We start from the raw sequence: 14,802 nt of genomic DNA, 5'->3' as shown, positions 1-14,802 counted from the left end.
AACAACGCCATCGAGGCGATCAGCTCGAGCAGATCCTCCGCCAGGCCGACATCGCGCACCATCGTCGCCAGGCGCGCGATCAGCTTGGCCGACTCGATTCGCCAGACGGCGTCGATCGCGCGATGCGCGGCCCGGTCGCTCATGCCTTGCGCGGTCCTTCAAGCCGCTCGCGCAGCGCCTGCTCCTTGGCCAGCATTTCCGGATCCTGCGTCAGGTCCGTCATGTCAAAAATCTGCCGAAGCTCGATCTGGCCTTGCCCAAATCCGTGCGGATCCGGCATCCGGAGCGCCCACTCGAGCGCTTCTTCCTTCGACTTCACCTCGATCATCGTAAATCCGGCGATTATCTCCTTGGCCTCGGTGAACGGTCCGTCCGTAATCTTGGGCTTGCCTCCCGCCTCCGGGTAGGAGATTCGAACGGCGGACGAAGTGGGGTGAAGCCCGTCGGCCGCCACCAGCACGCCCGGCTTGGCCAGCTCCTCGTTGTACCGCTGCATCGCCGCGACCAGTTCCTCGCTCGGCATAACGCCCGCTTCCGAATCCGTAGTTCCTTTGACGATCATCATAAAACGCATTTTGTTTTCCTCCTTTGGATGGGAACCGGCAGCTCCTAGGCTGTCGTTCCTTTGGCTTTCATAAACACGACGAGCGCCTGACGGCCGAATCGACATGCATTCAAAAATAATTTTTCGATGCCCGGTCTTCCAATGAACGAATAAACATCCGTTCATCTCCTTTCGCCGCCCGGTTTCCGATATTAGCCAAATGATAACACGGAACGCGCTTTAAGAGACAGGGAGCCTGCTCGGCTATTGCGTTTCTAGTTTTATGTCGCGGAATGCTATAATCGTAGAAACGAGCACCTCGTCAGTCCCATATTCGAGCGAGAATCGGAGGAGAGCGCATGGCCGACCGCACCAGGCTTGACCGCAAGCGACCCGTATCCCTGAAGGATTTCGACCCCCGCGATACGGGAGATATCGAGAGCAAGGAACAGGTGGAAGCCGAGATCGAGGCACTTCGCGACCGACTGCAGGAAGCGCAGGAAAAGCTGTATGCGAGCCGCTCGCACGGCGTGCTGATCGTATTTCAGGGGATGGATTGCAGCGGCAAGGACGGCACGGTGAAAAAGGTGTTGTCCGCGCTCAATCCGCAAGGCTACCGCGCCGAGAGTTTCAAGACGCCAACCGCGGAGGAAGCGGCCCACGACTTCCTGTGGCGAACCCACAAGCTGGTCCCTCAAAAGGGATACATCGCCTCCTTTAACCGCTCTTATTACGAGGAAGTGCTGATCACCCGCGTTCATGGCCTCATCGATAAAAAAGAAACCGCGCGGCGTCTGGAGCATATCAAGCACTTCGAAAAGCTGCTTGCCGACAGCGGCGTGCTGGTCATTAAAATTTTTCTGCATATCTCCAAGGAATTTCAGCTGGAGAAGCTGCAAGATCGGCTCACCCGGCCCGACAAACTGTGGAAGTTCGATCCGAACGACCTCAAGGAGCGGCAGCATTGGGACGAGTACGTCCGCGCCTACGAAGACGTCTTCGAGGCGACCGGCACGAAGCGCAACCCATGGCATATCGTCCCTGCCGACAAGCGCTGGTACCGCGATTACCGCGTGCTGAAAATTATAACGGAAGCGTTCGAGTCGCTGGACCTCGCGTATCCGGAGATCGATATCGAGCGCTTCGGCGAGCTGGAGCTGGACGAGGAAACGCGGGCCAAGCTGGCAGCCGCGAAGCGCAAGGTTGTAGAAGGCGATGAGCGGCAGAACGCCGCGGACGAAGTTGGGAAACAGGCTTCAGCGGCCGAGGCTGACGAGGAAAACGAAGGCGACCAGGCGGCGATTGGCGCAAATTCATCAGCCGCTGTCGCCAAGGAAACTGCGCAGCGCAAGCGGGTCGCTGCTAGCGGGGAGACGGCCGCCGGCGAGTCTGCCGATGTTGGCGCGAAAGCTGCGGAGGGCAAACCGGCGCGAGCCGGCAGGAAAGCCGCCGCCGGCAAAGCGACGAACGCCGGTCAGCAAGCGGCGAGCGACAAAACGGCGGAGGCTGTCGAAAAGGCGGCGCCCGGAACGCGAGAGACTGCCGCAAGGCCCCGGGGGCCACGCAAGCAAGCTTCGGTCGCGACCGAAGCAGCGGTTCCGGCGACACCTGCGGAGGACGCTCCGAGCGAGCCGGTCACGCCCAAGCCGCCAAGCAGACGAGGCCGGAGGACGAAGGAAAGCTAGGCAACTTAAAGAACCTGCCAAGGTCGATGGCAGGTTCTTTGTTTTTTTGGCGGGGCTGCGCGGAGACAGGCGCAGGTTCTCCAGTTACCTTTCAACCCCGCCGACCTGCGAACTATCGATCTACGTGCACACTTGTTGCTCTTCAACCCTGCCGCCCCGCCATCTATCGATCTACGTGCACACTTGTTACCTCTCAACCCCGCCCACCCGCGAACCATTGATCTACGTGCACACTTGTTACCCTTCAACCCCGCAGACCCGCGAACTATCGATCTACGTGCACACTTGGCGAGAAACGCAAAGTCTCATCATTTCGGCTAATAATTAGCGCCATATGCGGTACAAGCCTCCAAAAATAAACTTCGCCAGCTGCTTGTCCACCCTGTTATTTCCATTTCCGAGGTGGTGAAGTATGAGTATTCAGCTGGCGCGGCCAGCGAAAAAACAGTATGGAGGCGATTGCGATGCATACACCGGTCGTTGGGACGTTTAGAAACGAACAGGATGTCATCGGCGCGATCGAAGCGCTGAAGGCGGCAGGCTGGAGCAAGGACGACATCTCCGTCGTCAGCCATAAACGGGAAGCCGTCCATCACGTGGACACGGTCACCGGCACGAACAGCGCGGAAGGCATGGTGACGGGCGGCGTGGCGGGAGCCTTCCTTGGCGGGACCGCCGGACTTCTCGCCACGGCTGGCCTGCTGTTCATTCCGGGTCTAGGCCCGCTGCTCGCGGCCGGCCCGATCGCGACCGTCATCGCCGGCGCGGCCGTCGGCGGCAGCACGGGCACGCTCATCGGCGGCCTGGTCGGACTCGGCATTCCCGATCGCGAGGCCGAGATCTACAAGACGTTGGTCGAGCAGGACCATCTGCTCGTCATCGTGAAGGCAAGCGGCGAGGAAAGGTCGCGCGTAGAAAGCATTTTCCAGGCATACGGCGCCATCGAGCCCCGCTCAAGCGCGGTTTCGTTCGAGCAGTCTCCGCTACCGGAAGCCGCCGCTCGCGAGCCTGCCGATGAAATGCGCGTCTATATTAACGCCAAAGACGGCGACGTACAGACGCCAGTGAAGGAACTCGTCATTCCCCACGAGTCCCGGGAGGCGTGACCGATGCGCGGCAAAAGCGCGGCGCTCGCTTCCGTCTCCCTGTCGGTGTTCGTCGTCTACGCCGTCAAGACGATGAAAAAGACGATGGCGACGCTCGACGAAGCGAATCGCACGCTGGTCGACGTCAAAAAGTCCGCCCTTCAGGCCACGCATGAGGCAACGGCTTTGATTCATACCGTGAACCGGACCGTTAAGGACGTAAAAGGGCGCATCGACACCGTCGATCCGCTGCTCGAGACGACGCAAGAGGTCGGCGACGTCCTGCACACGATCGCGCACTCGGTGAAGGAGGCGCTTAGTCCCGAAGACAAGGCCAGCTCGGAAAACGGCGCCCCCGCCCCCTTGCAAGGCATCGCCGTTCGCATCGGGGACCGGCCGGTCCGGGAAGCCGGCGCCGGCAGGCCGACCCTTTATCATAAATAACATTCCTGTAACAAAAATGCGCTGCCCGCATCAGACTTTGGTCGCCGCGACCAACAGGAACATCGGGCGGCGCACCTCCTCCGCCCAATCGGGATGCCGCTCCAGCATGTCGGCCGTCGGCTTCAGCTCGGACAGCTTGCCGATGCGAAAGCCCGCCTCAAGCAAAGGATTCAGATAGCCGGCTACGGTCCTGTGGTACTTCACGACGTCATGTCCTAAAAATCTCGCGAGCCGCGGCCCCTCCTCGTGGTAGCGGTCAAGCGGCCAATGCAGCTTCTCCCCTGCGGGACCGTAGTGCCAATCCTGCGCTTCCAAAGCCGTAAACGTCGGATGCTCGACGGTGAATACGAAAGTTCCGCCCGGCGAGAGACAAGCGTGCACGCCCCTGCAGATCTCGCCGAAGTCCGCCACGTAATGCAGCGCCAGCGAGCTCATCACGACGTCGAACGCGTCCGTCGCGAAGTCGAAATCCTCGATGCCGCTCCGCACATACGAGATCGCAGGGTCGTCGGTCATCTCCCGCGCCCGCTCCAGCATCTTCTCGGACAGGTCGACGCCGACCGCCGATCTTGCCCCCTGCTCCCGGGCATACCGGCAGTGCCAGCCGTAGCCGCAGCCCAAATCAAGCAGTCGCTTGCCCGCCAGATCCGGCAGCATCGTACGCAGCTCGTTCCACTCGCCTGCCGCCTCCAAGCCGCCGACCGATCGCGGCATGCGGCTGTAATTTTCAAAAAAACGCGGGTCGTCGTATTTGTTCTCCTTCATTCAGGTTCCTCCTCATCCGCTGCGAATGTCGATCTTGTTTAAGTATAGCGATCCTGTATCAGCGCAAAAGCCCCTGCCGCCGGCAGTCTGCCGGAAGACAGGGGCTTAACGTTCAAAACGACGCGATTATCGGCCGAGCACAGCCTCGAACTCCGCCCACTGCTCGGCGGAGAGGCGGACGCCCGAAGCGCGGACGTTCTCTTCGATCTGCTCCGGCCTGCTGGCGCCGATGATGGCGCTCGCGACCTGCGGATGACGCAGCGTCCAGGCGAGCGCGAGCTGGGCCAGCGACAGTCCGAAGTCGGAGGCCATCTCCTGCAGCGTCCGCGCCTTGGCGACGTACTCCTCCTTCAGCCAGGACCGCACGGCTTCGCTGCCGTTCGCATCCGCCGCCCGGGTCGAGCCGGCCACGTCGGCGACGGACTTGAACCGGCCGGCCAGCACGCCCTGCGCCAGCGGCGAGTAGACGACCTGCCCGATGCCATGACGGTCGCATAGCGGCAGCACCTCGGCCTCGATATCCGGCGCGAACATGTTGTAAAGCGGCTGGTTGGCGACGATCGGATGCAAGCCTTGCCGTTCGACGATGCCGACAGCCTGCGCGATGTCCGCTGCCGACATGTTGCTGAAGCCGACGTACAGCACCTTGCCCTGCCTGACCAGATCGTCCATCGCCCGGTACGTCTCTTCCATCGGCGTATCCGCGTCTGGATAATGGCAGTAGTACAGATCGATATAATCGGCGCCCAGCCGTTTGAGCGAGGCGTCGCATTGCTCCATGATGTGCTTGCGCGACAGGCCCTGCTGATTCGGCAGCTCGCCCATCGGCCCTCTGACCTTCGTAGCCAGCACATAAGTAGATCTCGGAAGCCCCGACAGCGCCTCGCCGACGACGCGCTCCGCTTCTCCGCGCATGTAGACGTTGGCCGTATCGAAAAAGTTGACGCCCGATTCGTACGCCTTAAGTATCGTCTGCCGGGCCGATTCCTTGCCCACATAGCCGCCATACGTCAACCAGCTTCCCAGGCTGATCTCGCTGACCTTGACTCCCGCGGCTCCCAGTCTCCGATACTCCAAACTTAATTCCTCCTTCGGCTGAATAGATACTTCCTATCCTATTCAACCGCAGTCGGCGGCATGAATCAGATCAGCCCGGCGGTTCGCCCCGTGCGGGCCAGCACGTCCAAGGCGAAGTCCAGATCCTCCCGCGTATGGGAAGCGGTCACGATTAGCCGGACTCTTCCTTTGTCCATGGCGACTGTCGGATAGACGATGCCCTGCGCGTACACGCCTTCCGCGAGCAGCGCGTCGGAGAAGCGCATCGTGTCCGCGGGCGAGCCGACGATGATCGGGATGATTGGCGTCTCGCTCATGCCGCAGTCGAAGCCGAGCGCGAGGAGCTTCTCTCTGCAATAATTCGCGTTGCTCCACAGCCGGTCTATCAGCTCCGGACTGCGTCCGAGCACGCGGACGGCCGCCAGGCACGATGCGGCGACGGCAGGCGTCTGCGACGTGCTGAACAGAAACGAGCGCGCCTTATGGATCAAATAATCCTTGAGCAGCGCGGAGCCAGCCATGTATCCGCCCGATACGCCGATCGCCTTGGACAGCGTGCCGACCTGGATGTGCACCCGGCCATGAAGGCCGAAGTGGTCGGTCGAGCCTTTGCCGTTGCGTCCGAGGACGCCGCTGGCATGCGCGTCGTCGACGTAGACGACGGCATCGTACCGCTCCGCGAGTTCGACGATGGCCGGCAGCGGCGCGATGTCGCCGTCCATGCTGAACACGCCGTCCGTGACGACGACGCGGGCCCGGTAGGACGCGCTCTCCTTCAGCGCGTGCTCCAGCTGGTCGAGATTTTTGTGGGCGTATACTTTGCGGCTCGCCTTGGTCAGCCGGATGCCGTCGATGATGCTGGCATGGTTGAGCTCGTCGCTGATCACGACATCGTCGGGACCCAGGATCGACCCGAGGATGCCCTGGTTCGTCGTGAATCCGGATTGGAATACCAGCGTAGCCTCCGTGCCCTTAAACGCGGCCAGCTCGCGCTCGAGCTCGCCGTGTATGTCGAGCGTGCCGGCGATCGTACGGACGGAGCCGCTGCCGACGCCGTATTTTTCGATCGCTTCGATCGCCGCGCGCTTCAGCTCCGGGTGCACGGTCAAGCCCAGGTAGTTGTTGGAGGACATCTGGAGCACCCGGCGTCCGCCGAGCGTCATCCAGCTGCCCGATCCGCCCTCCCATTCCGTGAGCGGCCGGTATCTGCCGTCGGCCCGGAGCTGTTCGAGTTCCTTCGATAAAAAGTCCAAGTTTGCCATCTTGTATATGTCGACTCCTTCCAATCTTCGCTCCATTGTTCAGCTGTGCGTAAAGACGACCTTGCCGCAATTGCCCGACTTCACCAGCTCGAACGCCTCTTCGTAACGGTCCAGCGTGAACGTATGCGTGACCAGTCCATCCAGCCGCAGCGCCCCCGAATCGAGCAGTCCTTTCATCTGGTACCACGTCTCGTACATGCGACGGCCGGTAATGCCGTGCACGCTGATCCCTTTGAAAATGAGATGGCGCGCCAGGTCGATCGGCACGTCGTCCGTCGGAATGCCGAGCAGCGATATGCGCCCCGCGTTCGCCGCCGCTTCGAACCCGCCCCGGATCGCTGCCGGATGGCCGGACATCTCGAGCACGACTTCGGCCCCTTCGCCGTCGGTCAGCGCGCGAACCGCCTCGGCCATCGGTGTCTCCGCGCTGTTGACGAGCGCGTCGGCGCCCATCCGCTTCGCCATCTCCAACCGGTTGGCGCGGACGTCGACGGCGATGATCTTGCCCGCGCCGCACGCGCGCGCTACGGCGATCGCCATCAACCCGATCGCGCCCGTGCCGATCACGGCGACGGACTTGCCGACGATGTCGTCGGCGAGGACGGTCTGCACGGCATTGCCGAGCGGATCCTGCAAGCACGCCAGCTCGAACGGCATCTCCGGCCGGTTGTGAATCACATTGCCGGCCGGCAGCACCGCATACTCGGCGAAGCAGCCCGGCGCCGAGATGCCGAAGCTGCGCGTGCGGGCGCAGACATGCGCATTGCCCGTACGGCAGGCTTTGCAGGTGCCGCAAACGATGTGGCCTTCGCCTGAGACATGGTCGCCGATCTTGACGTTCGCCACTTGCTCTCCGATGTCAACGACGACGCCCGCGAACTCGTGTCCGAAAACGTTCGGCGTGACGACGGCGCTCTCGGCCCAAGAATCCCAATTATAGATATGAAGATCCGTGCCGCAAATCGAGGACGCCTTCACCCGGACCAATACTTCTGCCGGTCCCGGGACCGGCACCGGCACCTCCATCAGCGCCGCGCCCGGTCCCCGGTTCGGCTTGACCAGGCCGAGCATCGTTCTATCCCGCATTCTCATCACCCTCGTATCGAGTTAAATCCGTCATATACAACATATTATACATTTGTATTGTATATTGTACAATCTAACTATATAGGTTTATATTCGCCTTACGTCCGGTATAATGGAGAGAAAATAACGGGACTTAGGTGGATACGATGGACGCGATTCATAAGAAAGTCGGCAAAAACCTGCAAGCCGTGCGCAAATCGCGCGGCCTTAGCCTTGACCAGGTGGCCGAGCTGACGGGCGTCAGCAAAGCGATGATCGGCCAGATCGAGCGTGGCGACTCCAATCCGACGATTTCCGTGTTGTGGAAAATCGTCAACGGATTAAAGATTTCATTTACGTCGCTTATCGAGGAGGCAAAGGCGGAAGTCACGTTCGTCGATATGGCCGAGATCGAGCCGTTTTTAGAGGAAGACGGCGCCTACCGCGCGTTTCCGATGTTCCCCTTCGACCAGCGCAAGGGCTTCGAAATGTACGCGGTCAACATGGATCCCGGCTGCAGCCACGAATCGGAGCCCCACAACGAAGCGGTCGAGGAATATATCGTCGTGACGGACGGCTCGCTCGACGTCGAGATCGGCGGCAAGACTTACGCGGTCTCTGCGGGCAACGCCGTGCGCTTCCACGCGGACCGACCGCACGCGTACCGGAACAATACCGGTCAGGTCACTACCTATATTACGCTCATTCATTATCCTTCGTGATGCGCGCCCGCGTTGTTCTGTCGCCGTAATGCCTGCAAATATACATCTTTTTTCGCCGATCGCTATCCTTTCGAGAAGAAAAGATGCAGATCCGCAGGTATTTTCCTCCATCTGCCCTTTCCGGCTTGTGCTTTGAATTTACCTGCGCATTTGCAGGCATTTCATCACGTGTCGCGAGTCGGTAGAAAATACATGTACGTATGCAGGTTTTTCGATCCGCAATACATCAAAACTCCCCGGCACCGAAGGCGCTTTACCCTTTTACGAATCGCCGCCAAATTTTTAAATGCTGATCTAGCAACAAAAAGGACGCCGAAACAGCCTCAAGGCTGTTTCGGCGTCCTTCCTTATTCGCTTGCCAGCCTGCGAATCTGCGCTTGCGCCCAAATGAACCAGCTCGCCTGCTCTTGGTTGCCGCCGTCCTGGATATAAGCTTCTCCACGGGAGAACGGGAGGAAGTTGAATGCTTCTCCGAATAGCGGAACCGTATTGTACGTTTCCAACCATTCTTGCAAGAGGGACAGCCGATTCCAATCGCCGCTCGTGGCATAGAAATAACAAGCCCACGCCAACCCTTTGCCGATGACCTGCGCACCGGCATTCGTCGTATTCGGCGTGATGTACGTATGAAGCATGCGGAATTCGCCCCACATAAACGAACCTTGGCGTTCATAGGCTTGCAACGTATTGCGCGTCTTCTCCTCCGCACCCGGCACCGCGGCAGGGATCGGCGCCAGGTTGACGAAGGAAAAGCCCGGCAGCAGCCGGTCCGCGCTGTCCCGGCCGCGCAGTTCTCCAAAAACGGGCCGACAGTCCTCGTCAAGCGCCGTCAAGCCCCGTTCGATTCCTGCCTGCAGCGCTCCCGCATTGTTTTCCAGAAGCGACGCCGTCTCGTCGTCCGCCAGCCGCCGGGCAACGCCCGCAACCTTGGTCAGCGCCTGCACGGCAAACTGATTGGTGAGCAGATCGTACACGCTCATATGCACATTCTCGCGGGCATGTTCGTAGGCCGGGTTCCAGAGCAGGTTCAGCTTCGGATCGAAATACGGCGCCTTCAAGTAATAAAAAGCGAAATCGCGAACGAGCGGGTAATATTTGCGCTCCGTCTCCCTGTCATCCGCGAGCTGCACATAATCCGCCCAAGCCAGCAAGAGCTGATAATGACCGTCCGGTTGATCCAGCATGACCGGCGGACTTCCGTCAGCGAACATGATCTGCGGCGCACGCTCCGCCCCGCAGGCTTCGATCCGGTCCAGCAGAGACACGAGCACCTTGCGCGCTTCGGGGAGATCCGCCAATGCCAGCAGAGCGAATAGATGCGCGGCCGTGTCTCTCACGAATTGCCCCGGATAAGCGCCGGTGACGGAGGTCGGCACGTACCCGTCGGGCGTCGTTCGGCTATAAAGACTGTCCAGCGTCGTCCGGTAGATCGCATCGTTGCGTTCGCCGAACACCCGGGCGGCAGCCGCCGTTTTTGCATCGGGCAGATCGTCCGTCATCCTGAACGCGGCCGCTTCCGAGAAGCGGGACATCTCCGACTCGTCGTCCCCGATCTGTACCTTCCAGTAGTAGGTACGGCCGGCCGACAGCGCCGGTCCGGCATACCGCACGCGGCCGCGCGCGCAAATGCCCGGGTCGCCCCACTGCCTGACGATGCCCGTATCCCATTGGTCCGCTTGTCCCGGCAGCAGCAGCTCGGGACGCGTAGCCACCAGCAGCCGAAAAGCGCGCTCCTCGCGGCGGCCTTCGACCGTCCAGCGGAACATAGGCGTATTGGAGGGTACGGCTCCCGTCTCTGTCAAAGGCCCTACCGCAAGGCGGACCGGTTGGTACGGGTTCTTTCCGTTTTTTCCGTCCGCCTCGTTCGTTCTGTTCGACATGCCGCTCACCTCTCCAGACCGGACCGAACCGACACATGCGCCCGGCTTAACGGGTCCAGGCCGTCGATGGTTACGATTTTACGCTGTCCGGGCAGCAGATCGAAATAATTGTCGGACGGGACGGCTTCGTTCACTAAACCGAAATCAAAATGGACCGCGTGGGCGAAAACGTCCGTCGAAACCTCCACCGTCCATTGTTTGCCTTCCGTCGAGACCGGCGCAAGCTTCAGCTTTGGCATCGTCAGCCGCATTTCCCTGTACGTGTTCGTCCGCAGCCAAGCCGGATCGGCGATCTCCGTCGACAGCGGAAGAACGTAGCGGACCCCTGCCGGATGATCGAACGCGCCTTTGGGGAAACGAAGAGCCTCGCAGCGGGAAAACGGCTTTAAAACAACGACTGCCGTGTCCGCGTTTTTAACGGTACCGTCGAATGATTGATAGCCGTATTCCACACGAAGCTCGACCTCGGCGGCCGTATCGTTACAGCCTGTGACCTCCACTTCCCCGCCTGCCTCTCGCAAAATAAACCGGACCGGCGCAAACGCCCGCTTTACGAAATAATAAGCGATTTTCCGCCGGCGGTAATAATCGACGATGGACCAGCCGACTTCTCCCCAGCAATCGTTGTACATCCAGAATAGGCTGCCCGAGCAGTCTTCCTTACGCCGGATCGCCTCCAGCGAATATTGCAGCATCAAACCTTGCGTCAGCCCTGCGTAATGCAGATAGCCCTCCAAATCCAGCTTTTTCGGATCGGCATAGTGCTTGGCGATGCCGGCCGGCACCGTTTTTTTCTCGTGCACGTTCGTATGGTTGTCCCAGATCGCGCTCGTGCGGTCCGGTTCGTGCGGTCCGAAGTATTGCCGGATCGACGCGAGGCCCGGCGGGCCGATATAGCCGTATTCGGAGATGAACTTGCCGCTCAGCTGGTCGTATTCCTCCGGCGCGATCCGCTTCCCCATCTCCTCGTTCATCGTGCATTCGAACCAGTGATGGCGGTCTCCCGCCTCGCTGCCGTTAGGATGCGCGCCGCCGTATGGCGAGCTGTTCCAATACGGAATATGCGGGCAATTCCTGCGCACGACGGCCGGCGCGATATAGTTATAGCAATAGGCGCCTCCAAAATACTCGGCCTGCTTTTCCCCGGTCCACCACTCGTCGAATGCCCAATGGTTTTCGTTGCTGCCGCACCACAAAGCCAGCGAAGCGTGGTTCCGCAGCCGCCGCGTCTGGTAATCCATTTCCCGCTCCACTTCGCTGCGGAACCATGCCAGCCGGTCCGGATATGCGGCGCAGGCGAACATAAAGTTCTGCCACACCAGCAGCCCCATACGGTCGCACAGCTCGTAAAAGCAATCCGGCTCGTAGCGCCCGCCGCCCCATACGCGGATCAGGTTAAAATTCGCTTGCGCGGCTTCGCCGAGCAGCTTCTCGTATGCAGCGACGTCAACTCTCGCATAGATCGAATCCGGCGGAATCCAGTTGGCGCCTTTCCCGTACAACGCGACGCCGTTGATCTCGATCGCGAATCTGCGCTCCGCCCCGCCGTCGATCCGCTCCTGGTTCAAGCGGATCGTCCGCACGCCGAACGCAACCGGCGGGTGCTCCGCCCGCTCATCCTCAACGATCATGGCGACCCGGACGGCGTACAGCTGCTGCTCGCCCATGCCGCTCGGCCACCACAGCTTGACCTGGGTTATCCGTCCGTCCAGCCGGATGTAATTCAGTCCGGAAGCCAGCGGTGCTTCCGCAATCATCGTCTCGATCAGCGTCTCCCCGTCATAGAGACCGATCTCGAACCGAGCCTCGCGGGTCGCATAAGAATGAAACTGATCCGCTTCCACCGTCACCGCAACGCAGCCGTCGCTCCCTTCGACGCGCGTATCGACCGCGACCGAACGGATCGCCGCAAGCCGGTGAAAGCGCAAGGTCGCGTCCCCCATAATGCCGCAACTGGCCAAGCGAGGCCCCCAGTCCCAGCCGAACACGTACTGCGGCTTGCGCAGCATAATTCTCCCCGCATCTCCGCGGCCGTTAAAGCCCTCCATGCCGATCGTGTTTTTCAGCTTGGCGACATCGGCTTCGCTGTGCAGCTCGCTGCCCGTCGTCAGGCGCACGACGAGCTCGTTGTCCCCGGCGCGCAGCCAAGCCTTCACATCGCGGCTGAACGGATAAAACGCGCTGCGGTGATGCCCGAGGCGACGGCCGTTCAAAAAAAGATCCGCTTCGCAATCGAGCGACTCCAGCACAAGCTCCGCCACGCAGGCATTCGCCAGATCGGCCTCGTCCACGCGGAAGCTTTTCCTGAACCACCACGATTTACGCTCCACCCATACGCTGTCGAAGCAATGATTGGCGGTCAACGGTTCCTCGATGATCCCTTCGCGGATCAGCGGCATGCGGACATCGCACGGCAAATCGGCCGCCAGCCACCCGTCATTGTCCAGCAGCACCCGCTCCAACTCGTCGGCTCCCACATGCAGCTCGCAGGCTTTTACCCGCCACGCTTCGTTTAACGACTGCCGCTTCATTTGACCGCTCCCATCGCGATGCCGGAGAAGATCCAGCGTTGAAAGATTAAATAGATGAGCACGGAAGGCACCGTAATGACCAGAATGCCCGCCGACATGTAATTCCACAGCACCATCCGGTCGCCGGTGAATCCGATCAGCAGCGTGGCCACCGTGCGCAAATGCGCGGACGGCATGTACAAATACGGAATGTACATATCGTTGAAGACGCCGATGATTTTCAGGATGGCCACGGTCGCGGTCGCCGGCGCCAGCAGCGGCAGGAAAATGCGGTAATAAATTTTAAAATAAGAAGCGCCTTCGATCATCGCGGCTTCGTCCAAGCTATAGGGGAGCGTCCGGGAAAACTGCAGGAACATGTAAATTTGAATGATGTCCGTGCCCACGTAGAGCAGCGTCGGCGCGAGCAGCGTATCGTAGACGCCAAGCTGGTTCACCAACGAGAACCGGGCGACCTCGGTCGTGATGCCGGGTACGATCAAGGCGATCATATACACAAACAAGATCAGCGGCTTCGCCTTGAAGCGGAATCGGCCCAGCACATAAGCCACCATCGAGCCGAGCAGTATATTGCCGACGACGCTTACCGCAATCAGAACGAGAGAATTGCCGAACGCAGTACCGACGTTGCCGACCTGAAAAAAATAGGCGTAATTGGACAGGTACAGGAAGCTGTCGGGCAACGCGAACGGCCGGTTCAGCAGCAGCTCTTCGTTGGACTTGAAGGAGGTGAAGAGCACGATCAGAATCGGCGCGATAAAGAGCAGGCTCACCGATCCCATCAGGGCATAGATCAACGTTTTATTTAAAATCTTCATGGTTGTCGCCCTTTTCCCTTACTAGAATATGCTGCGTCAGCTGTACGACCAGCACGATCGCGATCAGCACGACCGCCATTGCGGAAGCCAGCCCGTAACGGCTGAACTGGAACGCCTCGTGCACCGAGTACAGCGCAAAGGTCATGCTCGCATATCCCGGACCGCCCTGTCCGGTCAGCAGGAACGGCTGCTCGAACGTCTGCACGCTGCCGGTGAACACCAGGAAAACCGACAGCTTCACGATATCGCTGATGCACGGCAGCGTGATAAACCGGAACGATTGCCACTTTCCCGCGCCGTCGATGACGGCCGCCTCGTAAAGATCTTCGGGTATCGATTGCAAGGTGGCGATCAGGATGACCATATAGAAACCGACCGTTTTCCAGACGACGATCAGCGCCAGCGAGACATTGACCACGGAAGCGTCGCTCAGCCAGCGCTGCTCCAAAAATCCGAGCCCCAGCGCCCGCAGAGCGACATTGATCGCTCCCGATTCGGTCTCGTACAGGAAGCCGAACATAAAGGAAACGGCGGTGGCGTTCAAAATAAACGGTGCGAAAACGATGGAGCGGAAGCCCTTGGCAAACCTGAGCTTGCCGGTGAGCAGCACCGCCAGGAACAACGAGAACGCAACGCCGACGAGACCGGTAAGGAAGTAGATGAGGTTGTTGCGCAGAGACACCCACACTTCCCTGGATTGCACGACCTCGCGGTAATTGTCCAGGCCGATCCACTTGGCGCCGTCCAGGCCGTTCCAATCCGTAAAGCTCAGTTGGAAGAGCTTAAATGTCGGATACAGGACGAACATGGCGTACAAGGCGAGCGGCACGAGCAGAAACGACGACACGAACACCCTTTTTTTCATCTGCAAACTCATCGGGTTCACTCCTGCTCCTCGCGATCAGCCGGGGGCGGATCAGCGCAAGCTTTCCCGACCTCCGGCCC

At 60.2% G+C, this 14,802-nt stretch carries 13 protein-coding genes; 4 read left to right on the top strand and 9 right to left on the bottom strand.

Going from position 1 to position 14,802, the window contains the following annotated elements:
* Positions 1-139: 139 nt before the first annotated feature.
* On the bottom strand, positions 140-574 hold the full coding sequence (locus KVT38_RS12290; protein ID WP_217594013.1) for a YciI family protein: 435 nt from the start codon (positions 572-574) through the stop codon (positions 140-142).
* A 329-nt stretch (positions 575-903) separates the two neighbouring features.
* Here KVT38_RS12290 and KVT38_RS12285 point away from each other — a divergent pair, with 329 nt between their 5' ends.
* The 3 genes from KVT38_RS12285 to KVT38_RS12275 all read left to right on the top strand — a co-directional run bounded on the left by KVT38_RS12285 (position 904) and on the right by KVT38_RS12275 (position 3,758).
* Positions 904-2,229 carry a PPK2 family polyphosphate kinase gene (locus KVT38_RS12285; protein ID WP_217594012.1) on the top strand — a complete coding sequence of 442 codons (1,326 nt, stop codon included), beginning with the start codon at positions 904-906 and terminating at the stop codon, positions 2,227-2,229.
* A gap of 464 nt (positions 2,230-2,693) precedes the next feature.
* Complete coding sequence (locus tag KVT38_RS12280; RefSeq protein ID WP_217594011.1) at positions 2,694-3,335, top strand: general stress protein; 642 nt, start codon at positions 2,694-2,696, stop codon at positions 3,333-3,335.
* Between the two features lie 3 nt (positions 3,336-3,338).
* The gene (locus KVT38_RS12275) at positions 3,339-3,758 is read left to right on the top strand and encodes a DUF948 domain-containing protein (RefSeq protein WP_217594010.1); all 420 of its coding nucleotides are present in this window, start codon (positions 3,339-3,341) and stop codon (positions 3,756-3,758) included.
* 30 nt (positions 3,759-3,788) lie between these two features.
* Here the strand turns inward: KVT38_RS12275 and KVT38_RS12270 are convergent, their stop codons facing one another.
* From KVT38_RS12270 to tdh, 4 genes are all read right to left on the bottom strand, one after another.
* Positions 3,789-4,523: a class I SAM-dependent methyltransferase gene (locus KVT38_RS12270; protein ID WP_217594009.1), complete on the bottom strand. Its 735-nt coding sequence runs from the start codon at positions 4,521-4,523 to the stop codon at positions 3,789-3,791.
* A 126-nt stretch (positions 4,524-4,649) separates the two neighbouring features.
* Complete coding sequence (locus KVT38_RS12265; protein ID WP_217594008.1) at positions 4,650-5,600, bottom strand: aldo/keto reductase family protein; 951 nt, start codon at positions 5,598-5,600, stop codon at positions 4,650-4,652.
* A 65-nt stretch (positions 5,601-5,665) separates the two neighbouring features.
* Positions 5,666-6,841, bottom strand: coding sequence for a glycine C-acetyltransferase (locus KVT38_RS12260; RefSeq protein WP_217594007.1), 1,176 nt, complete (start codon positions 6,839-6,841; stop codon positions 5,666-5,668).
* Between the two features lie 39 nt (positions 6,842-6,880).
* Positions 6,881-7,927 carry an L-threonine 3-dehydrogenase gene (gene tdh, locus KVT38_RS12255; protein ID WP_217594006.1) on the bottom strand — a complete coding sequence of 349 codons (1,047 nt, stop codon included), beginning with the start codon at positions 7,925-7,927 and terminating at the stop codon, positions 6,881-6,883.
* A 146-nt stretch (positions 7,928-8,073) separates the two neighbouring features.
* On the opposite strand from tdh, the gene KVT38_RS12250 reads away from it, so the two are divergent.
* A complete protein-coding gene (locus KVT38_RS12250) occupies positions 8,074-8,628 on the top strand; it encodes a helix-turn-helix domain-containing protein (protein ID WP_217594005.1) in 555 nt (184 codons plus the stop codon).
* A 347-nt stretch (positions 8,629-8,975) separates the two neighbouring features.
* Here KVT38_RS12250 and KVT38_RS12245 read toward each other — a convergent pair whose 3' ends face one another.
* Genes KVT38_RS12245 through KVT38_RS12230 form a run of 4 tightly spaced genes read right to left on the bottom strand, consistent with a single transcriptional unit; the run spans position 8,976 to position 14,734 of the window.
* Positions 8,976-10,508 (bottom strand): glycoside hydrolase family 78 protein, encoded by a 1,533-nt coding sequence (locus KVT38_RS12245; RefSeq protein WP_217594004.1) that lies wholly within the window; start codon positions 10,506-10,508, stop codon positions 8,976-8,978.
* Between the two features lie 5 nt (positions 10,509-10,513).
* On the bottom strand, positions 10,514-13,039 hold the full coding sequence (locus tag KVT38_RS12240; protein WP_217594003.1) for a beta-mannosidase: 2,526 nt from the start codon (positions 13,037-13,039) through the stop codon (positions 10,514-10,516).
* A complete protein-coding gene (locus KVT38_RS12235) occupies positions 13,036-13,857 on the bottom strand; it encodes a carbohydrate ABC transporter permease (protein WP_217594002.1) in 822 nt (273 codons plus the stop codon). The genes KVT38_RS12240 and KVT38_RS12235 overlap by 4 nt, the downstream gene beginning before the upstream one ends.
* Complete coding sequence (locus KVT38_RS12230) at positions 13,841-14,734, bottom strand: carbohydrate ABC transporter permease (protein WP_217594001.1); 894 nt, start codon at positions 14,732-14,734, stop codon at positions 13,841-13,843. Before KVT38_RS12230 ends, KVT38_RS12235 begins: the two co-directional genes overlap by 17 nt.
* Positions 14,735-14,802 lie beyond the last annotated feature (68 nt).

The organism is Cohnella sp. GbtcB17, assembly GCF_019091135.1.
In the GTDB taxonomy this organism is placed as follows: Bacteria; Bacillota; Bacilli; order Paenibacillales; family Paenibacillaceae; genus Cohnella.
This window is presented reverse-complemented; position numbering and strand designations above follow the sequence as displayed.